Annotated in this window: 26 protein-coding genes and 1 pseudogene; 13 read left to right on the top strand and 14 right to left on the bottom strand. The window is 44.8% G+C overall.

Annotated features, from left to right (window positions below; genetic code table 11):
- Positions 1-89: 89 nt before the first annotated feature.
- A complete protein-coding gene (locus tag QUA02_RS27165; RefSeq protein ID WP_333032409.1) occupies positions 90-644 on the bottom strand; it encodes a GNAT family N-acetyltransferase in 555 nt (184 codons plus the stop codon).
- Between the two features lie 256 nt (positions 645-900).
- On the opposite strand from QUA02_RS27165, the gene ilvA reads away from it, so the two are divergent.
- Together ilvA and QUA02_RS27155 are read left to right on the top strand one after the other, a co-directional pair.
- A complete protein-coding gene (gene ilvA / locus QUA02_RS27160) occupies positions 901-2,433 on the top strand; it encodes a threonine ammonia-lyase, biosynthetic (protein WP_333032440.1) in 1,533 nt (510 codons plus the stop codon).
- Positions 2,434-2,466: 33 nt separating this feature from the next.
- Positions 2,467-3,675 carry a hypothetical protein gene (locus tag QUA02_RS27155; protein ID WP_333032407.1) on the top strand — a complete coding sequence of 403 codons (1,209 nt, stop codon included), beginning with the start codon at positions 2,467-2,469 and terminating at the stop codon, positions 3,673-3,675.
- 20 nt (positions 3,676-3,695) lie between these two features.
- Here QUA02_RS27155 and QUA02_RS27150 read toward each other — a convergent pair whose 3' ends face one another.
- The 3 genes from QUA02_RS27150 to QUA02_RS27140 form a co-directional block, all read right to left on the bottom strand.
- Positions 3,696-4,529 (bottom strand): Rpn family recombination-promoting nuclease/putative transposase, encoded by an 834-nt coding sequence (locus QUA02_RS27150; protein WP_333032406.1) that lies wholly within the window; start codon positions 4,527-4,529, stop codon positions 3,696-3,698.
- Positions 4,530-4,617: 88 nt separating this feature from the next.
- Positions 4,618-5,463, bottom strand: a complete 846-nt coding sequence (locus tag QUA02_RS27145) for an Rpn family recombination-promoting nuclease/putative transposase (RefSeq protein ID WP_333032404.1) — start codon at positions 5,461-5,463, stop codon at positions 4,618-4,620.
- Positions 5,464-5,651: 188 nt separating this feature from the next.
- Positions 5,652-5,897 carry a hypothetical protein gene (locus QUA02_RS27140; RefSeq protein ID WP_333032401.1) on the bottom strand — a complete coding sequence of 82 codons (246 nt, stop codon included), beginning with the start codon at positions 5,895-5,897 and terminating at the stop codon, positions 5,652-5,654.
- Positions 5,898-6,020: 123 nt separating this feature from the next.
- Between QUA02_RS27140 and QUA02_RS27135 the strand changes: the two genes are divergently transcribed.
- Positions 6,021-6,293, top strand: a complete 273-nt coding sequence (locus tag QUA02_RS27135; protein WP_333032399.1) for a helix-turn-helix domain-containing protein — start codon at positions 6,021-6,023, stop codon at positions 6,291-6,293.
- A gap of 50 nt (positions 6,294-6,343) precedes the next feature.
- A complete protein-coding gene (locus tag QUA02_RS27130; RefSeq protein ID WP_333032397.1) occupies positions 6,344-6,907 on the top strand; it encodes a Uma2 family endonuclease in 564 nt (187 codons plus the stop codon).
- Positions 6,908-6,914: 7 nt separating this feature from the next.
- Here the strand turns inward: QUA02_RS27130 and QUA02_RS33730 are convergent.
- Positions 6,915-7,019: pseudogene (locus QUA02_RS33730) on the bottom strand (Rpn family recombination-promoting nuclease/putative transposase); the annotation flags it as partial.
- Between the two features lie 155 nt (positions 7,020-7,174).
- A complete protein-coding gene (locus tag QUA02_RS27120) occupies positions 7,175-7,474 on the bottom strand; it encodes a hypothetical protein (protein WP_333032393.1) in 300 nt (99 codons plus the stop codon).
- A gap of 360 nt (positions 7,475-7,834) precedes the next feature.
- Between QUA02_RS27120 and QUA02_RS27115 the strand changes: the two genes are divergently transcribed.
- Positions 7,835-8,458 (top strand): helix-turn-helix domain-containing protein, encoded by a 624-nt coding sequence (locus QUA02_RS27115; protein WP_445305212.1) that lies wholly within the window; start codon positions 7,835-7,837, stop codon positions 8,456-8,458.
- Positions 8,459-8,483: 25 nt separating this feature from the next.
- On the opposite strand, the gene QUA02_RS27110 is transcribed toward QUA02_RS27115, so the two are convergent.
- From QUA02_RS27110 to QUA02_RS27080, 7 genes are all read right to left on the bottom strand, one after another.
- Entirely contained in the window at positions 8,484-8,789 is a 306-nt protein-coding gene (locus QUA02_RS27110; RefSeq protein ID WP_333032389.1) for a type II toxin-antitoxin system RelE/ParE family toxin, read from the bottom strand.
- Positions 8,786-9,052 carry a ribbon-helix-helix domain-containing protein gene (locus QUA02_RS27105; protein ID WP_333032387.1) on the bottom strand — a complete coding sequence of 89 codons (267 nt, stop codon included), beginning with the start codon at positions 9,050-9,052 and terminating at the stop codon, positions 8,786-8,788. Before QUA02_RS27105 ends, QUA02_RS27110 begins: the two co-directional genes overlap by 4 nt.
- A gap of 107 nt (positions 9,053-9,159) precedes the next feature.
- The gene (locus tag QUA02_RS27100) at positions 9,160-9,477 is read right to left on the bottom strand and encodes an RNA-binding protein (protein WP_333032386.1); all 318 of its coding nucleotides are present in this window, start codon (positions 9,475-9,477) and stop codon (positions 9,160-9,162) included.
- A 5-nt stretch (positions 9,478-9,482) separates the two neighbouring features.
- Complete coding sequence (locus QUA02_RS27095; protein ID WP_333032383.1) at positions 9,483-9,884, bottom strand: hypothetical protein; 402 nt, start codon at positions 9,882-9,884, stop codon at positions 9,483-9,485.
- Positions 9,859-10,056, bottom strand: coding sequence for a hypothetical protein (locus QUA02_RS27090; protein ID WP_333032382.1), 198 nt, complete (start codon positions 10,054-10,056; stop codon positions 9,859-9,861). The genes QUA02_RS27095 and QUA02_RS27090 overlap by 26 nt, the downstream gene beginning before the upstream one ends.
- 439 nt (positions 10,057-10,495) lie before the next feature.
- Positions 10,496-11,182, bottom strand: coding sequence for a class I SAM-dependent DNA methyltransferase (locus tag QUA02_RS27085; protein ID WP_333032380.1), 687 nt, complete (start codon positions 11,180-11,182; stop codon positions 10,496-10,498).
- A 103-nt stretch (positions 11,183-11,285) separates the two neighbouring features.
- The gene (locus QUA02_RS27080) at positions 11,286-11,660 is read right to left on the bottom strand and encodes a DUF1257 domain-containing protein (RefSeq protein ID WP_333032379.1); all 375 of its coding nucleotides are present in this window, start codon (positions 11,658-11,660) and stop codon (positions 11,286-11,288) included.
- A gap of 259 nt (positions 11,661-11,919) precedes the next feature.
- On the opposite strand from QUA02_RS27080, the gene QUA02_RS27075 reads away from it, so the two are divergent.
- The 8 genes from QUA02_RS27075 to QUA02_RS27040 all read left to right on the top strand — a co-directional run bounded on the left by QUA02_RS27075 (position 11,920) and on the right by QUA02_RS27040 (position 21,602).
- Positions 11,920-13,110: a WD40 repeat domain-containing protein gene (locus QUA02_RS27075; protein WP_333032378.1), complete on the top strand. Its 1,191-nt coding sequence runs from the start codon at positions 11,920-11,922 to the stop codon at positions 13,108-13,110.
- 516 nt (positions 13,111-13,626) lie between these two features.
- Positions 13,627-15,987 carry a PAS domain S-box protein gene (locus QUA02_RS27070; protein ID WP_333032376.1) on the top strand — a complete coding sequence of 787 codons (2,361 nt, stop codon included), beginning with the start codon at positions 13,627-13,629 and terminating at the stop codon, positions 15,985-15,987.
- Positions 15,988-15,998: 11 nt separating this feature from the next.
- Positions 15,999-17,660, top strand: coding sequence for a two-component system response regulator (locus tag QUA02_RS27065; protein ID WP_333032375.1), 1,662 nt, complete (start codon positions 15,999-16,001; stop codon positions 17,658-17,660).
- A 234-nt stretch (positions 17,661-17,894) separates the two neighbouring features.
- On the top strand, positions 17,895-18,023 hold the full coding sequence (locus QUA02_RS27060) for an SUMF1/EgtB/PvdO family nonheme iron enzyme (protein ID WP_445305211.1): 129 nt from the start codon (positions 17,895-17,897) through the stop codon (positions 18,021-18,023).
- Positions 18,024-18,452: 429 nt separating this feature from the next.
- On the top strand, positions 18,453-19,127 hold the full coding sequence (locus tag QUA02_RS27055; RefSeq protein ID WP_333032373.1) for an amino acid ABC transporter permease: 675 nt from the start codon (positions 18,453-18,455) through the stop codon (positions 19,125-19,127).
- Positions 19,128-19,144: 17 nt separating this feature from the next.
- On the top strand, positions 19,145-19,798 hold the full coding sequence (locus QUA02_RS27050; RefSeq protein WP_172187740.1) for an amino acid ABC transporter permease: 654 nt from the start codon (positions 19,145-19,147) through the stop codon (positions 19,796-19,798).
- 35 nt (positions 19,799-19,833) lie between these two features.
- Positions 19,834-20,739, top strand: coding sequence for a transporter substrate-binding domain-containing protein (locus tag QUA02_RS27045; RefSeq protein WP_333032371.1), 906 nt, complete (start codon positions 19,834-19,836; stop codon positions 20,737-20,739).
- A 74-nt stretch (positions 20,740-20,813) separates the two neighbouring features.
- Complete coding sequence (locus QUA02_RS27040) at positions 20,814-21,602, top strand: amino acid ABC transporter ATP-binding protein (RefSeq protein ID WP_333032369.1); 789 nt, start codon at positions 20,814-20,816, stop codon at positions 21,600-21,602.
- Between the two features lie 153 nt (positions 21,603-21,755).
- On the opposite strand, the gene QUA02_RS27035 is transcribed toward QUA02_RS27040, so the two are convergent.
- Complete coding sequence (locus QUA02_RS27035; RefSeq protein ID WP_333032368.1) at positions 21,756-23,072, bottom strand: J domain-containing protein; 1,317 nt, start codon at positions 23,070-23,072, stop codon at positions 21,756-21,758.
- Between the last annotated feature and the right edge of the window lie 630 nt (positions 23,073-23,702).

Genomic DNA, 23,702 nt, shown 5'->3' with positions numbered 1-23,702 from the left:
TTTCTGGGAAAGTTTCAACAACTAATTTTGCTAAGTGTTGGATTGGCAAGCCAGCTATCGGCATGCAAATTTAGTACCTGCATTAAACTTTACAACCGCTTTGCCATGAAAATATCTGGCTTGCCAATTCCGTTGGCGTCGGGCATCACTCCCACGATCGCAAAACCCATTTTTTGATAAAATTCGTAGGGATGACCGCGCAAATTTCTAATTTTGGCGATGTGTTCCCAAACGTTAGGATAAAGATTGATGCCTGAAAGAGTGGTTTGATTGTCTTCGTCGTCGGTACCCACCCACAGCACGATCCCTCCCCGGTTTTTAGCTTCTGCTGCCAAATCAGCTACGAGCGATCGACCAATTCCTTGTCTGCGAAATTCTGTTCTCACTACCAGCGGGTGCAGTTCCCAAACATTACCGTCATACTGTTTAATCCCGCCAATCCATCCCAAAACTTGATTGCTGTCGCCGACAGCAATTCGACTGATGCGATCGCCTCCAAAAGATTCTCGCACTTCTTGCAAAGCAGAATTTAGATCGGGCCAAGCATCGGGCCAATGCTCTTTAAAACCTTGAACTATTAATCTAGCTACCTGTTGAATTTTTGGCTCGTCGCCAGCACGCAAATCTGTAATTTGTAGGTTCATGAATTTACATACTAAATCAAGGATTACGGACTAATACGCTCACAAACCGGATTTTATAACCAGGGTAAACGCCAACAACGAAATATTATTCATAGTCTTCAGGCTCCTTATGTTCCCAAAGAGAAAAGTTATTATTGAAAACTTGCGATCGCCCGTTAGCGTTAGCGAAGCGATCCGAAGGAAAGCCCTCGAAGAGGATCGCCAATTCCCCGCAAAATACTAACACAAATACCGTACAATTATCTCACCATCCGGCATCAACCAACCTGCTAACCCCATGCTTTGCGATTACCTGGTACAAATCCTCACCGCCCGCGTCTACGATGTTGCTCAAGAAACAGCCCTAGAAGTCGCCCCCAATCTATCAGCACGGCTCAACAATAAACTTTTGCTGAAGCGAGAGGATATGCAGTCGGTGTTTTCCTTCAAACTGCGGGGTGCGTACAACAAAATGGCGCAACTGTCGCCGGATTTGCTAGCACAAGGTGTGATTGCAGCTTCCGCCGGCAACCACGCCCAAGGAGTCGCCCTCGCTGCCAATCACCTGGGAACTCGCGCGATCATAGTCATGCCCGTAACGACGCCGCAGGTGAAGGTAAATGCGGTCATAGCCCGTGGCGGAGAGGTGGTTTTGCATGGGGATACCTACGACGATGCCTACGCCTTTGCGCGCCAATTAGAGGCGGAAAAAGGTTTAACTTTTATTCACCCTTTTGATGACCCGCACGTAATTGCTGGACAGGGTACGATCGGCATGGAAATTCTGCGGCAACATCAAAAACCAATTCACGCGATTTTTGTGGCAATTGGCGGCGGCGGATTGATTTCGGGAATTGGGGCCTATGTCAAGCGGTTGCGGCCGGAAATTAAGATTATTGGCGTCGAACCCATCGATTCCGATGCAATGAATCAATCGCTGAAAGCGGGTAAACGGGTGCGTTTGTCGCAGGTGGGTTTATTTGCTGATGGCGTTGCTGTGCGGGAAGTGGGAGAGGAAACTTTTCGGTTGTGTCAGGAGTATGTGGATGAGATTATTTTGGTGGATACGGATGATGTTTGTGCGGCGATTAAGGATGTTTTTGAGGATACGCGATCGATCTTAGAACCTGCTGGCGCTTTGGCGATCGCAGGTGCGAAAGCTTACGTGGAACGGGAACAAATCGCAGCAGAAACGTTAATTGCGGTTGCTTGCGGTGCAAACATGAATTTCGATCGCCTGCGTTTTGTAGCAGAAAGAGCCGAGTTTGGCGAACGCCGCGAAGCTATTTTTGCAGTCACAATTCCCGAACAACCGGGAAGTCTCCGCAAGTTTTGCGAATGTTTGGGGAAACGCAATTTAACTGAATTTAGCTATCGAATTGCGGATGAGAAAGCAGCGCATATTTTTATCGGCGTACAAATTCAAAATCGTGCCGATGCGGTGAAGATAGCCGCAAGTTTTGAAGATTGCGGCTTCAAAACTTTAGATTTAACTGATGATGAATTAACGAAATTGCACTTGCGGCACATGGTGGGCGGGCGTTCTTTGCTGGCAAATCATGAATTGTTTTATCGCTTTGAATTTCCCGAACGTCCGGGTGCGTTGATGAAGTTTGTGGGTTCGATGAGTCCTAACTGGAATATCAGCGTTTTTCACTATCGAAATAACGGGGCTGATTACGGGCGAATTGTGGTGGGAATTCAAGTACCGCCCGATGAGATGCAGGAATGGCAGGCTTTTTTGGATACGCTGGGCTATCAGTATGGGGATGAGAGTCAAAATCCGGCTTATAAGTTGTTTTTGGGATAGTTTGGTGTGTGGTCTAGAAACAAATTAATATTTATGAACAGGATCAAAAAAATCTTGCCGTTTTTTTTGATGATTTTTGCTGTTGCTGTTGTCGCAGCAGTTGCACATTTTGCGATCGAACAACTTTCCAGCCCAGTCAGTTATTTTCAACCTTTGGATACCAGAGATGGTGCAGAGTTGTACAAAAAAGAACTACCCAACGGAAATCAGGCTTATTTGCAAGTTATTAACGTGCAAAAAATGCAAATAGACCAGCTAATTGGAGAGGTCGATCGGATGGCTTTCAATAAAGGATTGTATTATCAGGGAGAAAACAAATATTACAGTCCTTTCTTTAAGAGCAAGTTATTCTCTGAAGTTACAGGAGAATACAAAAACCTTTACGGCAATGGTGTTTTTTCCGTGATTAACTGTTCTTTTTTTGAACAATACCAACGCAGCACGCAGCTATCTTTTCCTATCAAATTCAACGGTCAAGTTATTACTGGCGGTAACGGCCTCTACGGCCCCGTCAAGAAACCCAAAGATGGGCAGTATAAAAATGTTCGCTTGAAAGCTTTGGTCTGGAACGATCGAGAAGCATATATCACAAATTACGAACCGCAAACAGGAAAGCCATTGAATCAAAAAGAAGTACAAAATGCAGTTGTCACTTACGAATACAAGCACCATCCAGCTAAACTGATATCTAAAAATCCCGCAAATAGGTATCACGTCATCGGTACGCTGGACAAAGATGGTCGCAAGGGTAATGAATTGCTGGCAATTATCACAGTTAATGAAGCGACATTAGACGCAGCGGCTAAGTTAATGCGAGAATTCGGAGTGAAAGGAGATATAGTGACGATCGACGGCGGACTCTCAACTTATCTATTCAATCCTAAAATCGGCGAGATTATGTTGCCTAAATCGAATAATATTGCCACTCGGGAACTGCCGCACTATTTAGGATTTAGGAATAGAAAATCTCAGACAGCTTCACCAAAAATATTGGTGGCTCAACCAGCAGGAAAAGTGCAGGTGGAAGCAAAGAAACCTTATTTGATTTTGTGGATAGACAATATTCAAGATGAGGTCAAGATTGAGCTGTATCAAGAGAATAAGTCGGTTGAAAGCATAGCCAACCGCGCGACTAGCGATGGGGTTTATGAATGGAAACCTAAGATTGCTGTAAAATCAGGCTCTTTGATTCGGATTTCAAGTGTTAAAAATGCCAAGGTGTCTGGGGCTTTGCAGTTGTGATTATTGTTGGCAAAGAAATCTCATTGCGATCGCAAATTCTGCACGTACTCAACGCTAAGTCCGGTTATTTGAGCGATTGTTGCGTCATCTAGGCGATCGAGTAACTGCCGCGCGATCGCCTGTTTTTCTTCTTGTCTGCCTTCTTCAACAGCTTTAATTATAGCTCCTTGTTGGTCGTAAATAAACATTTCTCGCCGTTCGATATCCGCCAATTCATCGGGGGTTAAATTCACTTGATTAGCGATATCAAAGGCTTGATGAATCTCTGGAACGCTATCCATTACTGCCGGGACATCCGTTATCGTCCTCGCATATTTCATGAAATAAATCCATTTATCGGCAATCGTTTCTAGCTGGTGTACTTCCTTGGTAAATTTCGGAAGTTCTACAAATACTAACTCGATGTTATTATCGGTATAGATGAGATTTGTGCTTGCTTCTTTGTAGATAAATCTCGAAATTAGCTGTTCGCTATTTGGAAACATCTCGAAATCAGTCAGTGTTAATGCAATCACGGGTTTGAGCATTCGGTAGCCTTCTCCTTTCTGCAATTGAAAGGCGTAAGTTTTGGCTGCGTTGTACAAAACTCTCTTGCCGAACGACTCTACGTTTAATACCTGCATTTCAATAATTACTAGAGTACCATCGGCGAGTTTGGCTTTTACATCTAAATAAGTATCTTTCAAACCTTCGACTCTGGGCGGCAGGTTGGGGTTGATAATTTCTAAGTCTGCAATGATAGGATTGCCATCGTAAATCATGGCGTTGAGAAAACTGATGAGAATGTCTTTGCTTTGTGAGGAGCCAAATATTTTTTTGAAGGCGTAATCGGTTTTGGGGTTGATGAATGTCATGGTGGGAATCGGGAATAACGACCGCTATCTCGATTCTATCATCGGCGCGATGGGACTTGATGGGCGATCGCCCTTTTTGAAATAAATCTCATTCCGATCGCAAATTCTGCACGTACTCAACGCTAAGTCCGGTTATTTGAGCGATTGTTGCGTCATCTAGGCGATCGAGTAACTGCCGTGCGATCGCCCGCTTTTCTTCTTGTCTAGCGTCTCGATCGGCATCTTTAACAGCTTTAATGATCGTGCCTTGCTGGTCGTAAATAAACATTTCTTGCCGTTCGATATTTGCCAGTTCATCCGGGCTTAAATTCGCTCGATCGGCGATGCCAAAAGCTTGATGAATTTCGGGGACGCTATCCATTACTGGCGGTACTTCCGTTATCGTTATTGCGTATTTCATGAAATAGAGCCATTTATCTGCCAGAGTTTCTAGTTGGTCTACTGATTTGGTGAATTTCGGCAATTCTACAAATACCAACTTGATGTCATTATCGGGATATTGTAAGTTAGAGTTTTCTTCTTTGTAGACAAACCTCGAAATTAATTTGCCGCTATTTTTAAACATCTCGAAATCAGTAATCGTCAAGGCAATTACTGGTTTGAGCATTCGATATCCTTCTCCTTTCTGCAATTGAAATGCGTAGGTTTTCGCTGCGTTGTACAAGATTTTTTGTCCGAAAGACTCGACGTTTAATACCTGCATTTCAATGATGACTAGAGTTCCGTCGGCAAGTTTGGCTTTGACATCTAAAGAAGAGTCTTTTAAGCCTTCAACTCGGGGCGGGAGGTTGGGATCGATAATTTCCAAGTCTTCAATAGTCGGATTGCCTTCGTAAATTATGGCGTTGAGGAAACTGATGAGAATGTCTTTGCTATCTGAGGAACCGAAGATTTTTTTGAAGGCGTAATCTGTTTTGGGGTTGATGAATGTCATGGTGGGAATCGGGAATCACGATCGCTATTTCGATCGTAACACTTGATTTCATCCTCAACGTTCGCGGTTTTAATTGTATTAGAAGGTCGATGGCTACGCCCCGGCTTGCGCCTACGAACTTGACGGGCGATCGCACGATTCCCAAACATCAGGTTTTTGAAATGCGATCGCCCTACTCGTCAGTAGCCTCAATTCTTCTGCAACCATTTTGTCAGCACGCGCATCCACTGGCCCGTATTCGGTGCACGCTGCAAGTCGCTCCAGTCTGCCATTTGGGCAAAACCTAGTCGCACCAGCCAATTTACTACGGCGGTTATGCCTTGGCGGGAGCCAACAACCATGATACGCACGGGTTCCCGGTTTTCTCGCTCCTCCGTGGGATCTGCGTCTTGTTGGGTGTCGCTGGGCGGTTCGGTTAGAAAGTCTTTAGCCATTGGGAAGTCCTCATCTTCAAAATCAACCTATGACTACATATGTGTAGTTACCAATATCATACCGCAATGAGTACATATGTGTAGTCATTTACGGTTGGGGCATCCCTTGGCATCATGGGGTGCATGGGGAAAGCTGGTCGAGTTTTGAGAGATGTGCTGAATACCTATGGGATTAGCCAAAACAAATTGGCGATCGCAATGGGCGTGCGACGTTCCGTTGTCTATCGTTGGTTTAATGAGCTCATCGATCCAACGGGAGACACGCTTGTGAAGATGGTTGTGGCGTTAAAGTTGCTAGATATAGATGCAGCGCGGGAGTTTGTGCAGCGCTATTTGGGTGAAGTTTTGGAGGATGAGGGTGAGGGTGAGGTCGATCGATCTACAAACACAGAATAGAGTTAAGGATAAAATTATGGCAGAGTGGCAATGACACCGAATTCAAAGCGATGACAGCAGCACTTCCCATTTCTCTCACTCTCGAAGCTTTCCTCAAACTACCGGAAACTCAACCTGCGAGTGAATTTATTAACGGACGCATTCACCAAAAGATTATGCCTCAAGGCAAACATTCTCGTTTGCAACTCAAGTTTTGCAACGCTGTTAATCTAGTTGCGGAAACAGAACGAATTGCTCTTGCTTTTCCCGAATTGCGCTGTACTTTTGGCGGGCGTTCTATTGTACCTGATGCTACAGTATTTGCTTGGGATAGAATCACTTTTGAAGCGGATGGCGAAGTTCCGAATTCCTTTGAAATTCATCCCGACTGGACAGTAGAAATTTTATCCCCAGACCAGAAAGCAACTAAGGTGATTAGTAATATTTTACACTGTTTGAAATACGGGACTCAGCTCGGATGGTTAATCGATCCAGAGGAACGGTTTATTTTAGCATTTATTCCCGGACGAGAACCAGTTGAGTTAACGGGACAAGATCGGTTGCCCGTGCCAAGTTTTTTAACATTAGATTTGACAGTGGAGCAGGTTTTTGGGTGGCTGAAAGCAGGTGGATAACTTGGCTCTAATTTCGAGCAGATCGCAAATTCCGCACATCCTCAATACTCAGTCCGGTTGTTTGACCGATCGTTGCATCATCCAGGCGATCGAGCAATTGCCGCGCGATCGCATTTTAGTTGCGATCGCGCGGCGGTATGATATTCCTTACGTTGAAACGATGTGGTAGTTGCGGGCGATCGCGCTTGGGTTTTCTGGTTAGGGCGATCGCTAAAAATATAAAATTGCTATAATAACTTTTAGTAATTTGACACTAAAGAGGTAAAATCAAAGACTACGGATGCCATATTTTAAGATTGTACCCAGCAAAAAAATACCGCCAAAACCCAATAGGTAAGGATAAAAATTTAGAATAGCCGAAGCAAGTTCCCTGCTGATTTCTATTCCTTTTGAATTAAAGATACTATCACCCTCTGTTACCAGGATACACGGTTTTACAAGGACTTCTGGAAAACACAACACTCGATCCTTTAAGAATAGACCAACTCCGCCTATCATTACTGCAAAACTACTAAATACTTGGAACCAGTATACTGGGCCTGTTAGTGCTTTTCTTTTTTTAGACATAATACTTGATTGCTAAGTTATCTGACTATTCAATCGTCTGCTTTGTATAAACCTAACTCTGAGATAAGAACAAAATATCAAGATCAGGATTTTGCTAAGCGCAGGTATTCCATATATAGCAGTCCTAAATCAGTCGCAAAATCGATCGAGATCAGAATCCTTGTAGTGCGAGCATCTTGCTCGCGTACTATTTTTCAAATCATTTAGGATTGCTATAGTAGAGTTCTCTCACCAACCCTGTAAAGCCAAAAAAATTGGAAAAAGTGGGAACTTTCTAAAAATCCGATGCGAAGCTCAAAAAGTTGGAAAAAGTTGGAAAAAGTTTGGTATAGTAACTAAAATTATCTCACCACCCCACCTATGGACAGTCCTCAGATATTGCAATTTGTCGATGAAGCTGTCTATACCAACACAGGTAAACGTCTAAATAACTTGCAGCGGAGGATTATCGCAGGAATACTGAAGGGTCAAAGATATGCTGACGTGGCAGAAACTCATGATTATATAGCAATCCTAAGTGATTTTCTAGATGGGGAAAAGCTGAAAGTCTTGCTATACAAAAAGTCTAGGAATACAAGAGGGCTTTGTGTTGTGAGACTCAGATCGGATTGCTATAGCTCCCAGCACGTTAAAAAGGCTAGTCACGAGCTTTTGCAAATGTTATCTGAAGTGTTTGGGGAACCAGTTAAAAAAAGTAATCTTGAATCCGTCCTAGAAAGGCAGATAAATCAGAATATAAATCTTGGCAAAAATAATAATTTTCAAAATAACAGAATTAGCTACGTCAATAATTGCCCTAATCCCTCTACTCCTACCCCAGATGAAACTCAGCAGGAAACTCCAGAATCGCAGCCGAAAACCAAAAATCAAACTAAGATTGAAACAATTGATAAATTACGGCAGTTTGGCTTGAGCCACGAGCAAATTGCAGAAGCGCTAGATATACCTTTAGAGCTGGTTAAACAGGTGGACTTTGAGGAGTAAATTTGTGCTATTTACGATCGCAATGTCATGGTTCTTGTTCCTCAAATAGAGACGGGATATCTCGGCGACCGCTGACTACACGAAGAATCTCAATCCCATCATCCAAAAGTTGGTAGAAAATGATGTAGCCATCCAAAGGCAGACCTCGCAAGTTTGGACCTATTTCTATATAACTTCTGCCTAAATTAGGAAAGTTGACTAATTGCTGGCAACGACGCGCAAAATCTTGAAAAAAGCGCTCACCGGTTTCGATGTTGTTGGTAGTGAAATAATAATCAGTAATTTCGTTGAGGTCAAGGCTTGCCACAACGTTGATGAGATAACGTTTCATTGTTGAGTCTCGCGCGCTTGCCGGAAACGATCCAAAATCCCTGCGATAAAGGTTTCGCCATCAATCGGTGGAGTATGTTCGGACATGGCAACCGCAGCATCTATTTTAACTCGTACAGCATCGATCCATTGGCGATCGGCGCGATCGTATTCATCTAACAATCGCAAAGCAACTTCCAGCACTTCTTCAGCAGAGCCATATTTACCAGTTTGCAGTTTAGTTTGGATGAATAGTTCTTGGGTTTTCGTCAGAGTAATGCTCATAGTATTGATTTACCCGTTTGTTTTAATTATATCCCATCGATCGATCTTTGAAACCAGCGAGTGGCAAAATTTGGATTTTGCGATCGATCTTAACATACCTAATTATTTCAAACCAGCACCGGACGACTTCTCAACGGCACAAGAATTTCATGCAAAACACTAGGCTTCGCACTAAGATACACTTCACGACAATTACCCTCGTTATATCCAACAATAATTGCACCGATCGCACTACCGATTTCAGGATACATCTCTTCACTCATCTCTCCGTTATCCAAAAAGTCTGGAATTTTAATCAAACCTTTGACAGCATCTTCACCAATATTAACAAACACTCCAAAGGGAGCATGATATTCAACTTTACCCAGCAAAAATTGCCCCAATCTGTACTTTAATTTAATTTGTTCCCAGCTTTGACTATCCATAATATTCAGTGTGGTTTGAGGACTCGTGCAAATTGGTTGAGTATGGCAAACAAGCGTTGAGGTACAATTACCTCAATTCGCTCGTAACCGTCTTTCTCATCATAGCGATATTCCAGCGACTTGAAATACTGCTCATAACTTGACTTATCAATTGAAACCTCCAGTATCCCTTCTTTATAGCATTGATTATACTCTTCTGCAATACTTCGATCGTTGGGGCAGGCAAAATAGCAATTTCCATCGACATAAGGAGGATTGTAGGGAAAATCGACGGGTTGAAATCCCTCTTTCAGTAATTTCTGACCTTTGCGTTTTTGAGGTGCTTTGTAAATTGTAATGATTTGGGGGGATTGTGACTGACTAGGTTCCATGTAAAATGCTTCAGATTTCCAGACATTTTCCTTCACTAAATGCTTGTTTTGTTTGTCGCCTCACAGGGTCGAATTTGCCTGCTTTCAGATCCTCTTCAATTTGTTTATCCCAAAGTGCTTCTTGGAAATATTCAAACCATTTGACAAACTCTGCGAGTTCATTCTGTGGAAGTTGCTTTACTGCTGTCTTAAGTTCTGTAATGTTCATGGGTAAGTAACTTTTTTTCCTAATATTTGTTTACCTGTTTGCTCTGATTATATCGCGTCGATCGCTCTTGGCAACTGGATAAATGTTTAGTCTCGCGTACTTGCCAGAAACGATCGCAAATCCCTGCAATAAAGGTTTCGCCGTCAATCGGTGGAGTATGTTCGGACATGGCAACAGCAGCATCTATCTTAACTCGTACAGTATCGATTCACTGGCGATCGGCGAGAGCTTCTTGGAACTCATCAAGCCATTCGAGAAACTCTGCGAGTTCATTTTCTGGGAGTTCCCTTACTGCTGTCTTGAGCTCTGTAATGTTCATGGTAATTAACTTTTTTTGCTAATATTCGTTTACTTGTTTCCTCTAATTATATCGCATCGCTCGCATTATACAAAATTCCCTCTTCAGTCCCCCTCTGCTCGGAGTTCGTTTGACAAGGTTTCAATCGCCTGGTGACTGACAAATCAGCAGCATGGAAAGAGGAATCTGCGTCTGTGGATGTATCGGCTCCTTGAATTCACAGACCCTCCAGCCAGCTTCTGACACTTGTTGAAACCACGAACTAACTGTGCGAAAATACCACGGCATTGGCTCTCGAAAAGCTCCGCCGAAGTTGTCGAAAGTCTCGGTTTTCCATCCATCAACATAGGGCTGTTCCTGACACGCTGTGAATGGATGAACTGTCTGGATTAACAGATGTCCGTCTGAGACTATTGCTTTGCGTAACGATCGCAATAAATCTCCAATTTCCTCACCGAGTAGCGAAAAATTACAGACAATTCCATCATAGGGTTGACCGAGTGTCGCTGGATCGGCAATAATCTCATCGTAGCCGATCGCCCGAAAGCAACCGCCTCCTTTCTCACAAGCTCGATCGACCAAAACAGCGCAACCATCAACTCCGACAACCTCAACACCACGGCTTGCTAGGGCGCGCGTCAGCCAACCTTCACCGCATCCAACATCCAAAACACGCCGAGGCTTATAGCGCAGCACTGCTTGCAGAATAGCGTCATCGGTTGCTGCGCGGCGACTTTCAATCTGATTTTGGTCGATCGCCTGTATCCATGCGTCAGCATTAGCCTCCCAACTTTGTTGAATTTGTTGTTCAGGGCGATCGAATTTCATGGTGATTCTCCTATTGGTACTAGGACTTACGAAGAAATTTGATTTTAACCCCGATTCTGCGTAAGTCCTGGCTACCTAAAAACGAGTTAATCAAGCGCGAGTTTTAAACCCATCGACCGACTACAACTCTCACCGTTCCATCTGCCAAAGTTTCCTCTTCTTCAACATGAAAACCCTCTGACTGCACCGCCGCCATCAAACTTTTGCGCGCGTATTTCTGACTGATTGAATTGATAAAATCCTGCTGGTTAATTCGAGCGCCCCAAAAATCCGCCACCAATTCATAATCCTCTCCGCTGCGGCGAAAACCCAAATCGTAACCGTTGGATTGCCGAATCACGTACTCGGCATTAGTTTTGTCGCCCCGATAACCCCGTACCTGGACATTGCACTCTACTTGATAACCCAACTCTTCCAACACTTGATGCAGCAGTTCGCCGTTGTTGATTTGAACCTTGATCGTTGTGAAGTGTGACATATCACTTTCGGATTTTTGTGTGAAACGCTGATTTGATTATAATACTATAAACTGCAACAGTCAATAAGTTATAAGTTGCGCTCTTAAACCAGGTTTGAGCGTCAGCGAAAGCAGCCCGGTTACAAGCCCGCGGATTCATCTGTGCAGAAATTAAAAACATAGTATCCGATAACAATTCCCCAGATTTATCCGTGAGTTCGCTTTCTTCAATCCTCCAATTCTTCAAATCTAAAATCTAAAATCTAAAATCTAAAATCGTATGATGGCCGACAATTCTAACCAACCCAGAGAATATGATGCCGTCCTCGGCGGCCAAAGTCAAATCCCGATCGCCGGCGCAGTTTTGGGAGGCATCGCCGGGGTAAAGCAGCGCTTCAACAGTCCCAGTATAGAGCCGCGGATTGCCGCCGTTAAAGATGCTCCTAAATACGGAGGCGCTGGTTTAAATTTAGCAATTGAGGCGCTGCTTGACCCTGCGGCAGAAGTGCAGAGAGTTGCTTATTTAATTTTGCGATCGAGGACAGAACCTGTAGTGCGCCAAGCTTTAAAAGAATTCGTCCCTTACAAGCTTTTTGACTGCATCCGCAGTGTCAAAACTGGGACAAATGTTGCGGTTAGTCCCGGAGGATCTCGCACGGCGAGTTTGCACGGGAAAATAATTAGAATTTGCGATGTAGAGACAGGAGAAATACTCTATACTGTTGACAAGTATCCCCGCGCTCAAGAAACTTTTGTCCTTTGCCAAGAAAGCGAAGTTTTTGTAAGGAGCAGAAATACTCCGAAACACCGTGCGATCGAAATTTGGCAGGGAGGAGAATTGCGGCATACTTCCCTCGGACATGAAGCGGAAATTAGCGCAATTGTCATCAGTCCCGACAGTCAAGTTATCGCCAGCGGTTCGGCAGATACTACTATCAAAATTTGGAATTTAGAGACGGGAAAGTTAATCTGTACCTTTGGCAATCTTTTAACTTGGGGAGCTCATAAAGCAGGAATTGTTAGTCTTGCTTTTAGCCCGATCGCACAAACTCTCGCTAGCAGCAGTTCTGACGGTACAATTAAACTGTGGAACCTCCGCAGCCGAGAATGCTCCCAAACAGTTAAAGGTTTCGCGAATTGTCTGGCTTTCAGTCCAGACGGGCAGACTTTGGCTGCTGGCGGCTGGGACAGAAATATTCAACTGCGGCAGCTATCGAATCCAGATAGTTCAATCACTTTGGCAGGGCATTTTAACTCGATAAATGCGATCGCCTTTAGTCCCGACGGACTCACTGTTGTCAGTGCGAGTGCGGATGGTAATATCAAATTTTGGAATGCCAGTACCGGCGAACATATTCACACTCTGTGCGGGCATCAAAACTCTGTTACTTGTCTTTCTTTTAGCAGCGATGGCGAAACTATTATCAGCGGCAGTTTAGACAAAACTGTCAAAATTTGGGGAATTAATTGAAGGAAGTTCGGTAACGGATGTAACGGATGTAACTGATGTAACTGATGTAACGGATGGAAGAAAGAGGGCAGAAGGCAGAAGGAAGAAGGAAGAAGAAGGAAAATGCGATCGACTGCATGGGGAAAGTGCAATTAAGCCCGTCCTAACCATCGGGTGCGGTGGCTATATTTCAAATTTCTCGATTCCCGATTGCTGGGTACGTGAATATACGCAAACCAATATAATAACTTTATAATGGTATGTCTTGTGCAAGCCGAGGATTGCGGAACTTCTTTTGGCAAAACTACACATACTTATCGTAAAAGTACCGATTCGCAGGCATTATTCAGCTTATTGTCAATTTCTGAAAGCTCGCCAGAAAGTTCGATCTAGCCGCAATTCCTACATCCTTTAAACTAGCTTTAAACTATCGCATCTTGCTCGGATGAGTATCGCAGCGAACGTAATATTTCACTTAAAAAGTTTATGCTTAAAAAATAGGCTGGGGTTAAATATACAGTGCATCCGAAAGTAACTATGTCACACTGCAATCAATTCCTCTGTCGATCGCGCAATCCCGCAGAAATGTGCGACACTGCTGCCAGTTGGCAGCTTCGAGCCGATCGACTAACGGTAGAATTAAGCGACACCCGCGCCAGGCTTCAGGCAGAAATCGATCGGCTAAAACTTGCCAACAAAACCCTGCACGCCGCCGTCAGTTGTGCGCCGATGTTCCTGTGGGCAACAGACAAAGACGGCAGGTTAACCCTTGCAGAAGGCAAAGGATTAGAAAATTGGGGACTCAAACCCGGTGAAACTGTCGGGAAGTCGATTTTTGAAGTTTACAGCAGCCAGCCGGATATCTTAGAAAATATGGCCGGGGTACTAGCAGGAAACGATCGCACCTGGAATGTCCGAGAGGGGCATTTTCTGCACGAAATTCGATCGACAGCGCAGCGAGATAGCAACGGCGAAGTTGTCGGGGCTGTCGGTGTTTCTACTGAGATTACCGAGCGCGATCGAGCTATCGCAACTCTGGAAACGGCAAATCAAGAATTAGAAGACAGACTTCAGCAGCAGACGGCAGTCTTCCATGCAGCACTTGCTGAAAGCGAAAAAAAGTACCGCAACCTCGTAGAAACCTCCCAAGAATTGATTTGGTCGATCGACTTTCAAGGCCTCTTGACTTTTGTCAATTCCGCCGCCAAACGCATCTACGGTTACGAACCGCCAGAAATGATCGGCCGCCGCTTCACCGATTTTTTGCTTCCCGAACAAAAAACCAAACAAATAGAAATATTTGCGCAATTTTTAGCGAGAACCAGCATTCAGCCGCAAACAGCTAATTCTCCTTACGAAACAGTACACATCCGCAAAGACGGTACTCCCGTCCACCTCCGCATCAACAGCACCGTCAACCAAGCTGAAAACGGCGCTATATTAGGTTTGTGCGGAACGGCGACAGATATTAGCGATCGCAAGCGATCGGAAGAAGCACTCCAAGAAGCTACAGACCAACTTCGCGCAGTCTTGGATGCCGTGCCCGGACTGATTTCTTGGATAAGTTCAGATTTGCGGTATATCGGAGTCAACCAGCACTTAGCAACCTCGTTCAAACTGTCTCCAGAAAGCTTTGTCGGTCAAGAAATCAACTTTCTCAACAAAGGCTCGACTTTTGAAGAAATTATCCGCAACTTTTTTGACAGTTCCTCTCAGCAAACCTGGCAAGAAATAGACATAGAAATTAACGGCTGCGTCCGCAATTATTTGATAGTAGCTCAGAAATACCATCAGGGAAGCGCAGCAGTTTCTGTAGGCACAGACATTACCGATCGCAAGCGCGCCGAAGCTCTAAAAAATCAATTGATCTGCTCGCTACAAGAATCTGAACACAAATTTCGCAGCCTTTATGAAGCCACCAGCGACGCAGTAATGTTGCTGGACGAAAAAGAGTTTTTTGACTGCAACCGCGCCACCTTAAAAATATTTGGCTGTAGCAACAAAAAAGAATTTTACGGCAAGCATCCGAGCGAATTTTCCCCGCCATTTCAGCCTAACGGACAAGATTCAGCCAGTTTAGCGACCCAGAGAATGAACACAGCAATGCAAACAGGTAGCTGTCGATTTGACTGGGTACACAAACGACTCGACGGTTCAGAATTTTCCGCCGAAGTTCTATTAAACGCAATGGAAATTAACGGAAAAAAATTTCTCCAAGCAGTAGTACGCGACATTACAGCTCGCAAACGGGATGAGGAGCAAATCAAAGCCTCCCTCGCCGAAAAAGAAGTCCTGCTCCAAGAAATTCACCACCGCGTCAAAAACAACCTCCAAGTAATTTCTAGCCTGCTGAAACTTCAGTCCCGCTACATCCAAGACAGCCGCGTTAGCGAAATGTTAAAAGAAAGTCAAAACCGAGTCAGGTCAATGGCTTTGGTTCACGAACAATTATATCAATCCAAAAACTTGTCAGACATTGACTTTGCTGAATATATCGAAAATCTCTCCCACAATTTATTTCAAGCTTATGAAATTCACGCAGAAGGCCTCAAGTTAGAAACAAATATTGCGCCGTGTTCGCTAAATATTGATACGGCAGTTCCTTGCGGATTAATTATCAACGAGCTGGTGACCAATTCCCTAAAGTATGCTTTTACAGGACAAACTCAAGGTAAAATAAAAATAGATTTTACTTTAGATAAAAACAGGGTTTGCGTGCTAACCGTGAGCGACAGCGGAATTGGTTTTCCTCAAGACTTAGATTATCGAAAGGCCCGAACGTTGGGTTTGCGACTGGTCGGGTCTTTAGTCAAGCAAATCCGGGGGAAAATAGAACTGTTAGAAACTGCTGGCACGACTTTTAAAATAACCTTTTCCCAACCCAAATTGCCTTCTTAGGAGAAAATTTAGTGTTCCACAAAAAAATTCTGATAGTTGAAGACGAGAGCATCATTGCGGAAGACATTTCCGACAGTTTAATATCTCTAGGCTATAAAATAACTGATATTGTCTATTCGGGAGAAGAAGCGATTATATCGGCAGCAGAATTCCTGCCAGATTTGGTTTTGATGGATGTTAACCTGCAAGGAGAAATCGACGGCATTACAGCAGCAGCAGAAATTCGATCGCGCTTTCAAATTCCGGTAGTTTATCTGACAGCTTATGCTGACGAAAACACTTTGCGGCGCGTCAATGCGACCAAACCTTTCGGCTATATTGTCAAACCGTTTGAGGAAAAAAACCTGCACACAACTATTCAATTAGCTCTCCACCGGCATCAGCACGACTGCTTGACAAACTTGCCAAATCGTTTGCTGTTGCGAGAGCTGCTAAATCAGGTATTAGACAAGCAAAAAGAATTGCCAGCAATGATTCCCGTTGTCACTCTCAGTTTAGATAAAATTAACCGGATTAACAGTACCTTGGGACACGATATCGGCGACTCCGTACTTTGCAAAGTTGCGCAGCGGCTGAGTAACTGCACGGAGAACATTAATATTGTGGCTCGTTTGAAAGCTGCCGAATTTGCAATTGTTCTCCAACCAGTTGCAGAAAAACAGGATGCTGCCAAGATTGCTCAAAACATTTTAGATATTGTAGCCCAACCTATGATTGTCAAAGACTCAGAACTGTACGTCACGGCAAGTATCGGCATTTGTTTATCTCCGGGCGACGGCAGCGATGGAGACGAACTGCTGAAAAATGCTTATACAGCTATGTATAATTCTCAGCAACAAGGTGGCAATAAGTATCAGTTTTATACTGCAAAACTCGCGAAGATTTCCATCAAAAAATTTACTCAAGAAACTTTTCTCCGCAATGCTTTGAAACGCTCGGAGTTTGAGGTTTACTATGAGCCGCAAATAGAAATCAAAACAGGAAAAATTATTGGGGCTGAGGCTTTGGTGCGCTGGAATCATCCAGAAAGGGGCAGAGTTTCGCCGGGGGAATTTATTCCAATGGCTGAAGAAATGGGCTTGATTGCACCGTTGGGCGAATGGGTGTTAGAGACTGCTTGCCGGCAAACTAAAGCTTGGCAAACAGAGGGTTTGCCTCCGCTGCGGGTAGCAGTCAACCTGTCAGCCCGCCAGTTTGAATCCAAAAATTTGACGGAGAGAGTCAGCCAGATATTGAGAGAAACTAATCTCGATCCTAAATGTCTGGAATTAGAATTGACGGAAGGTCTAATTTTGCAAGATGAAACGGCAGCAAGTCAAGCTTTTACGGTGTGGAGAAATATGGGAATTAGGATAGCAATTGATGATTTTGGAACGGGATATTCTTCTCTGAGTTATCCGAAACGCTTTGCGTTTGATGCGCTCAAGATTGACAAGAGTTTTATTCGCGATATTGCAGACGATCGCCAAAATGCAGCGATTACAGTAGCGATTATTCAAATGGCACACTCTATGAACCTGACTGTGATTGCTGAAGGGGTAGAAAATGAGCGGGAACTTGCTTTTTTGTGCGCGCACGAGTGCGACGAAATTCAAGGTCATTTTTTCAGTCAGGCTTTGCCAATGGCTGAGTTTGAAGAGCTGCTTAAAAGCGATAAGTGCTGGGAGTTATAGCATTCGGCAGTTATGCTGAAGCCAGTTATGCACGAGGCAATAAAAGCAAGACTTTCAGTGCTAACCAAATCCATTGCTTGTTGTCCTTGTTAGCTACAAATCACCGCATTTCATCGCATTGAATGGTCGATCGACCTTTTTTCGATCGTATTTTGACCTGCTGCGCAACTTCTTATGGTCTGAGGATGGTCTGAAGATGGCTGGCAGCCGCTGCTATACTGGGATTCCTGAGATGTGGGAGACGATCGTCCTATCTGTAGAGTTAGCTGGTATGAAGCAGAAGCCTATGCTTGTTTTGTTGGGATGCGCTTGCCGACGGAAGCGGAATGGAAAAAAGCGGTAAGTTGGAATTCGGCAGAGTAGTTCGCTCTCAATATTTTATAGATTCGAGAAGCTCAACCTTTTCAAGATTATAGGTAACGATAACGCCACAGGGTCTCATCAGAGCATTAATAGTAGGATTACCTAAGAATGTAATGAACGTAACAGAAGCGATTTATTAAAGCTTGCATACTGTACGCAATTATTCAACCGAGACGTTAAATAGCTGAAATCCTCTCCCCAAGTCTCTCTCCCTCGGGCAGACGGGCACAAAACCCCGAGAGGAGCAAAGCCCCTTATCTCCGATCGGATCGGCTATGAGGTTAAAACGTTCGGCGTTAGGTGAGTCAATTACTTTGGCTAGGTTCCTAGAAATTCATAGATAGGATTCTCTGCTCGCTGCGAGCAGTCTTTAGTGATTACTTACCTCTTATCTCTAAACTCTCATACTCTTTCAGTACCCAAATACTTATGAGCTATCAGTTTGATTTCTCAATTGTCTGGGATAATCTTGCTTTACTATTTGCAGGTGCATTAACGACCTTCAGGATATCAGTTATCGCGATCGCATTCGGTCTAGTCATAGGCATTATTGGAGCAGTCTGTAGAACCTCTGACAACAAAATCCAAAATGCGATCGCTTTAGCCTACGTGGAGGTTATTCGGAATACCCCGTATATCATCCAACTGTTTTTCATCTTCTTTGGAATGCCAAATTTGGGCATCAAGTTAACGGCAGAGCAAGCATCAATCTTGTCACTTGCTTTAAACTTTGGTGCTTATTCGACCGAAATTGTGCGGTCTGGAGTCGAGAGCATTAGCAAAGGTCAAACGGAAGCTGGAATGGCACTTGGCTTCAACAAGATATCGGTTTTTCGGTACATCATTCTGATGCCTGCCTTGGCGAATATTTATCCGGCCCTGATCGGACAGGTGATTTTGGCAGTGTTATTTACGAGTGTTGTGTCTCAGATTGCCACTGAGGACTTAACTTTTGCAGGAGATTTTCTCAATTCTCGGACTTTTCGCAGTTTTGAGGTTTACTTTGCCATATCGCTCATTTATTTAGCGATCGTTTGGACGATCAAAGGAATTTCCTATCTCATTGAGCGGCGATTTTTTAAGTTTGCACAGTATCGACGATAGTTAATTGGAAAGATAAAATGAATGGATTTACAGTACCGCAGATATTCATTAACTTGGTGGTGGCGGCAAAATGGACAATTATCTTGTCTATCATCGCCTTTGTTGTAGGCGGAATTGTTGGTTTTTTATTGATGCTGATGCGGATATCTCCCAACAAGTGGATTAAAGGCTTAAGTCTGATCTATATCGAGTTCTTTCAAGGAACACCATTACTCTTACAGCTTTTTCTGGCATTTTTCGGTATGTCGGTGGTTTTTGGGATAAATTTATCGCCACTTGCAGCCGCTACCATTGCTCTGACGGCTTTTACCAGTTCATTTCTAGCAGATATCTGGCGCGGCTCGATTGAAGCTGTTCCTGCAGGACAATGGGAAGCTGCCTCAGCGTTGGGGTTTGGCTATTCTAAACAGCTAGAGTTAATCGTTCTGCCCCAAGCGCTTAAAATGTCGATCGCACCGACTGTCGGCTTCCTCGTGCAGGTAATTAAAGGGACTTCGCTGGCATCAGTAATTGGGTTCTCTGAGGTATCTCGTGTCGCTTCTGAGATCAATAATGTCACATTGAACTCACTCTTGGTCTTTTCGATAGCTGGTCTAATTTATTTTATTCTTTGCTATCCGCTATCTCTTTGGAGTCAGCGGTTGGAGAAGCAACTCAACTACAAATCATAGAAATATCAACCATAGGGATATTTGGAGTGTTGCTGATGATGAAAATATTTAAGGAATTGATTCCCAACAAATGGCATCGGGCGATCGCGTTGTTTCTCGCCAGTTTGATTCTGACTGTGAGCATTGCTGCTTGCTCGAGCCCAACTACGTCCATAACCTCAATGGCTGTGTTTAACCCTTCGGCAGTTGCACCTCCTAAGGGTGAGCCAGATAAAACTTTAGACAAAATCATGGCAGCAGGAGCGATCAAAGTAGCAGTTCCCAATGACTTTACGCCGTTTGGATCGATGAGTTTCGATATGCAGCCGCAAGGCTATGACATCGATGTGGCAAACGAGATCGCCAAGGCTTTGGGAGTCAAATCGGAGTTAGTGCCTGTGATCGGCAACTATCGCATTCCGTTTCTTCAGACCGATCGCGTTGATATCGTGATCTCCAGTTTGGGCAAAAATCCAGCTCGCGCCAAAATTATTGATTTTTCCAAGCCCTATGCGCCATTTTTTTCAGGGGTGTATGGCAGTCCAGATATCAAAGCGCCCTCACTCAACGATATAAAAGGACGATCGCTTGGCGTTGCTCAAGGTTCTTTAGAAGATTTAGAAATTTCCAAGCTATCGCCAGACCAAGCGCCTCTAGTCAGACGATTTTCTAGCAACAGTTTAACTGCATCTGCTTTGATATCAGGTCAAGTAGAACTGATTGCTACTGGGAATGTCGTCGCTGCCAAAGTAATTCGCGATAATCCCAATATCAAAATTGAAAACAAGTTCATCATGAAAAACTCACCCTGCTACGTCGGTGTTCGTAAAGGAGACCTAAAGCTAGTAGCAAAACTTGACAGCATTATTGATGACATGAAGCAGTCAGGCAAATTAAATGAACTTTCGTTGAAATGGTTTGGCGAGCCGCTGCCAGATTTGACTCCTCCTCCAGCAACTTAGGTCAACGGCAAATCAACAAAACGAATCAACGATCGATCTCGAATTCCCAAACATATCTCAAGGAAAATATTAAAATGTACGACTCCCAATCTAGCGCCAATCAAGCCACCGGGTTAAGCAATCGCTTAGAGCCAATCATCATCGCTAAAAATGTCGAAAAAACCTATGACAATGGGTTTCATGTACTCAAAGGAATCAGCTTGACTGTAAATAAAGGCGAGGTGGTGGTGTTAATGGGGCCATCGGGCTCTGGCAAATCCACCTTTATTCGTACATTCAATGCGTTAGAACCATACCAAAAAGGCAGCATTGAGATTGATGGGACGCTGATTTCGCACGATGCTAAAAACATTGAAATGGTGCGGCGCGAGGTGGGAATGGTATTTCAGCAATTTAACCTGTTTCCTCACCTGACAATTTTGGGCAATGTCACTCTAGCGCCGATCCACTTGCGCGGAATGTCTAAATCAGAGGCTGACAAGTTGGGCATGGAACTGCTGGAGCGAGTCGGGATTGCTCACCAAGCCAACAAATACCCCGGACAACTGTCCGGTGGTCAACAGCAACGGGTGGCGATCGCTCGCGCTTTAGCCATGCGTCCTAAAGTGATGCTTTTTGATGAGCCGACTTCAGCCCTTGACCCAGAAATGGTGCAGGAAGTGTTGCAGGTAATGCGAGGTCTGGCGGATAGCGGCATGACGATGGTTTGCGTTACCCATGAAGTAGGCTTTGCCCGTGAAGTCGCCGATCGCATTATCTTCCTAGCTGATGGTGTGCTGGTGGAAGATACTACTCCCGATAAGTTTTTTAACAATCCTTCTAACGAGCGGACAAAGAAATTCCTGTCACAGATTTTACATTAATTATTGATGGAAATGGAGAATTGGTAATTGGGAATTGGTAATTGGTAATTGGGAATTGTTGACTGTTGACTGTTGACTGTTGACTGTTAACTGTTGACGGCGTTGAGTGATGACAACTGACAACTCACAACTGACAACTGACAACTGACTAATTTAAAAGATACGATCGACCAACCAGCGGCCCAGCCACAGCCCGAAACCAGAAGTAGCGACTAACAGGATAAATGTGTAGAACCCACGGCCGGTGGCGATCGACCTTTCCCCAGCTACCATCCGCGCCACAACTCCAGCAATAATCCCGATCGCAGCCCAAGCCCCATAAACAGTCTTAGATCCAGCGATGGCCAAGGCTTGCGCGATCGCCCCCGAACCAGCCCCAGCCAAAACCCCCGCCCACGCCCCTATCCCCAGCCCGATCGCACCTCCGAGCCCGACGGGGCCGCCAGAATTCACGCCTACTTCCGCCGCCAGCCCGCACGTCAAGCCAACAATCGCCCAACACACCGCCACAACCAACGCCTTGACCCAATTCCCAGAACCCGTTCCAGCCATCAATCCCACCACTGTCACCACTCCCGCCACAGCCAAAACAGCAGCCACAGCCCGCGACTCGGCCTCGGAACTGGCGATCGCCCCCAAACCAGCCCCAACTGCCCCCCAAGCAGCCCCTGTTACCATTCCTCCCGCCTGAAAACCGGCGATCGACCCCCCTACCGCCCCAGCCAAAACTAACGCCGCCAGCCACACTCTGGGCGTTGCCGAACCCTCCGCCAGCAAAATCGCCGCCCACAGCCAATCAGCACCGCAGATTAAAGCCCACATCCACAGCGGGGCGGCTGATACCGTCAAAATCCAACCGGTGACAGCGTAACTCGCCACGGCGATTGTCAGCGGCCCCCAAGGGAAGCTTGAATAGTTTTGAGATGGCCACGGTTTTGAGTATTGAGTCGGAAATTCTTTTTTCCGGGTCGGGGTAAGGTATGAATATTTTTGAGATGGCCGCGCTTCCCTCGCCGCGCTGCGCCCGGATGGCTTTCTTCCTCGCGACGCTTCCCGATTTTGAGTTGTCAATCGTTTCTTGCTTTTCGGGTTGTTTTGAGTTTGAGTTTTTTTTGATGCGGCTTTTTGCCTGGTTTGAGTGCGCTGGGAACCAACTTTACCGGCTGATTTTCCCGAACGCCTTCTCAGGGGCTTTTCTGGCGGCTTTTCCAGCGGTGGCTGCGGTGGCTGCTGCTGAAACTGTTCGTATATCGACTTCGGTTGAGGCTGACTCAGAAACAACACCAACTCGTCGTAAGCTTGATTGATTTCTGTTAATCTTTGTTCAGCTTTTTGTTGCAGGCGATCGTTGTGTGCAAACCGCTCGGGATGCCACACAAACGCTAAATCCCTGTAAGCGTGCTTAATTTCTTCTAGGGAAGCTCCAGGCTCAATTTCGAGGATTTCGTAGCATCGATTAATGTCACCCATAAGCTTCGATCGGCTGGTGTTTGTAAATTTGCGTGAAGCGAAGCTATCCCGTAGGGAATCGCACTTAACATCTTGTACTATTCTCAGCCAAGCTGCACAGTCAAGCGATTTGAGATTTGAGATTTGAGATTGGGACTTACGCATCACAACCTTCAGAAACCGGGTTTTTTACCGTTTCTGCGAGCTGTCACGAAGGATGATGCAAAAAACCAGGTTTCTCACCACCCGTGCGTTTACCGCTGGCGAGTCATAGAAGATCACATCCAAGATTTCTCTCTTTGACTGAGTAGCGGTCTGGTTTTCTTGTTTCGGGGTAATAATGGCTCGATAAGTTCCCACTCTTTAATCGGTTAAGCTGCGGGAGTACGACATTTTTTTCCGATCTTAGCTCATCATCAGATCTCCCAAATCGGTTCTATAAGCTTTACAGCTATTTAGGTGTACCTCACCCAACTGTAAAGTGCTATATACTGGAGAAGAAAACTCGCCCTCAAAGGCAAATGTCAAAATTGTACTATTGAACTAAGAATAAATGGCTCATACTTCCTTTTGCATGGGAGCGTGTCACTTTTGCGATGAGTATAAATACTCAGAAATACTAGGGCAGAGGTTTTGAGCTATTGTTGGGCA

It is taken from the genome of Microcoleus pseudofavosus SVA1_A4 (genome assembly GCF_036700565.1).
Classification (GTDB): Bacteria; Cyanobacteriota; Cyanobacteriia; order Cyanobacteriales; family Microcoleaceae; genus Microcoleus.
Note: the sequence above shows the minus strand (reverse complement) of the source record. Positions and strands in the feature narration are given on the sequence as shown.

What these genes read in the sequence shown, in the direction of transcription:
- QUA02_RS27165 (WP_333032409.1), bottom strand. Translation starts at nt 644, where the DNA reads ATGAACCTACAAATTACAGATTTGCGTGCTGGCGACGAGCCAAAAATT.
- QUA02_RS27155 (WP_333032407.1), top strand. Translation starts at nt 2,467, where the DNA reads ATGAACAGGATCAAAAAAATCTTGCCGTTTTTTTTGATGATTTTTGCT.
- QUA02_RS27150 (WP_333032406.1), bottom strand. Translation starts at nt 4,529, where the DNA reads ATGACATTCATCAACCCCAAAACCGATTACGCCTTCAAAAAAATATTT.
- QUA02_RS27145 (WP_333032404.1), bottom strand. Translation starts at nt 5,463, where the DNA reads ATGACATTCATCAACCCCAAAACAGATTACGCCTTCAAAAAAATCTTC.
- QUA02_RS27140 (WP_333032401.1), bottom strand. Translation starts at nt 5,897, where the DNA reads ATGGCTAAAGACTTTCTAACCGAACCGCCCAGCGACACCCAACAAGAC.
- QUA02_RS27135 (WP_333032399.1), top strand. Translation starts at nt 6,021, where the DNA reads ATGGGGAAAGCTGGTCGAGTTTTGAGAGATGTGCTGAATACCTATGGG.
- QUA02_RS27130 (WP_333032397.1), top strand. Translation starts at nt 6,344, where the DNA reads ATGACAGCAGCACTTCCCATTTCTCTCACTCTCGAAGCTTTCCTCAAA.
- QUA02_RS27120 (WP_333032393.1), bottom strand. Translation starts at nt 7,474, where the DNA reads ATGTCTAAAAAAAGAAAAGCACTAACAGGCCCAGTATACTGGTTCCAA.
- QUA02_RS27115 (WP_445305212.1), top strand. Translation starts at nt 7,835, where the DNA reads ATGGACAGTCCTCAGATATTGCAATTTGTCGATGAAGCTGTCTATACC.
- QUA02_RS27110 (WP_333032389.1), bottom strand. Translation starts at nt 8,789, where the DNA reads ATGAAACGTTATCTCATCAACGTTGTGGCAAGCCTTGACCTCAACGAA.
- QUA02_RS27105 (WP_333032387.1), bottom strand. Translation starts at nt 9,052, where the DNA reads ATGAGCATTACTCTGACGAAAACCCAAGAACTATTCATCCAAACTAAA.
- QUA02_RS27100 (WP_333032386.1), bottom strand. Translation starts at nt 9,477, where the DNA reads ATGGATAGTCAAAGCTGGGAACAAATTAAATTAAAGTACAGATTGGGG.
- QUA02_RS27090 (WP_333032382.1), bottom strand. Translation starts at nt 10,056, where the DNA reads ATGAACATTACAGAACTTAAGACAGCAGTAAAGCAACTTCCACAGAAT.
- QUA02_RS27085 (WP_333032380.1), bottom strand. Translation starts at nt 11,182, where the DNA reads ATGAAATTCGATCGCCCTGAACAACAAATTCAACAAAGTTGGGAGGCT.
- QUA02_RS27080 (WP_333032379.1), bottom strand. Translation starts at nt 11,660, where the DNA reads ATGTCACACTTCACAACGATCAAGGTTCAAATCAACAACGGCGAACTG.
- QUA02_RS27075 (WP_333032378.1), top strand. Translation starts at nt 11,920, where the DNA reads ATGATGGCCGACAATTCTAACCAACCCAGAGAATATGATGCCGTCCTC.
- QUA02_RS27070 (WP_333032376.1), top strand. Translation starts at nt 13,627, where the DNA reads ATGTCACACTGCAATCAATTCCTCTGTCGATCGCGCAATCCCGCAGAA.
- QUA02_RS27055 (WP_333032373.1), top strand. Translation starts at nt 18,453, where the DNA reads ATGAGCTATCAGTTTGATTTCTCAATTGTCTGGGATAATCTTGCTTTA.
- QUA02_RS27050 (WP_172187740.1), top strand. Translation starts at nt 19,145, where the DNA reads ATGAATGGATTTACAGTACCGCAGATATTCATTAACTTGGTGGTGGCG.
- QUA02_RS27045 (WP_333032371.1), top strand. Translation starts at nt 19,834, where the DNA reads ATGATGAAAATATTTAAGGAATTGATTCCCAACAAATGGCATCGGGCG.
- QUA02_RS27040 (WP_333032369.1), top strand. Translation starts at nt 20,814, where the DNA reads ATGTACGACTCCCAATCTAGCGCCAATCAAGCCACCGGGTTAAGCAAT.
- QUA02_RS27035 (WP_333032368.1), bottom strand. Translation starts at nt 23,072, where the DNA reads ATGGGTGACATTAATCGATGCTACGAAATCCTCGAAATTGAGCCTGGA.